General features: G+C 39.4%; 1 protein-coding gene. It reads left to right on the top strand.

Annotated features, from left to right (window positions below; genetic code table 11):
- Positions 1 to 16 precede the first annotated feature (16 nt).
- The coding region (locus tag CCAND38_RS02155; protein ID WP_042343504.1) for a DUF5689 domain-containing protein at positions 17 to 675 on the top strand (659 nt) is incomplete at its 3' end.

Here is a 675-nt window from a genome sequence, read left to right as displayed (position 1 = left end):
AAGCGAAATACGAGCGATGCACACTTCAGCAAATGTAGATATTACAGAAGACTTCAAAATCAAAGTGATTGTTACCTCTGACAAGGGAGCAAAAAATGTGGGAGTGTCTAACGCTTTTGTTCAAGACAACACAGCTGGTATTGCTTTGCGATTCGCTTCAGAACACCACCATGCGTTGGGTACTGAATTAGAGTTGAACCTAAAAGGTACTAAACTGAAAAAATACAATGAATTATTACAAATTGAAGGACTCAAGGTGGGGAACATTATTAATGTAAACACCAGCGCGGTAGCTCCTACTCCGAAAACAATCACTATTGCAGATGCTTTGACAGGAAACTACGAAAGCCAATTGGTGCGTATTGAAAATGCTCAATTTACAGCAACATCAACTACCTACAATGGAGCAAAAGAGATTACTACCGACTGTACTAATGCTTTGACCATTTTCACCCGAAATCAAGCAAGTTTTGCAAATGAAAATGTTAACGATAAAAAAGGCACAATCACTGGGATAATGGCTGTCCATAACTCTACTATTCAACTCATAATGAGAGATGTAACTGATGTGAACTTTACTGAAACTCGTCAAGATTGTGGAGGTTCAGGAGATCCAAGTACACCTACTTACGTTGAGAAAACCGTAAGCGAAATACGAGCGATGCACACTTCAGC

Source organism: Capnocytophaga canis, from assembly GCF_000827555.1.
Lineage (GTDB): Bacteria > Bacteroidota > Bacteroidia > Flavobacteriales > Flavobacteriaceae > Capnocytophaga > Capnocytophaga canis.
This window is presented reverse-complemented; position numbering and strand designations above follow the sequence as displayed.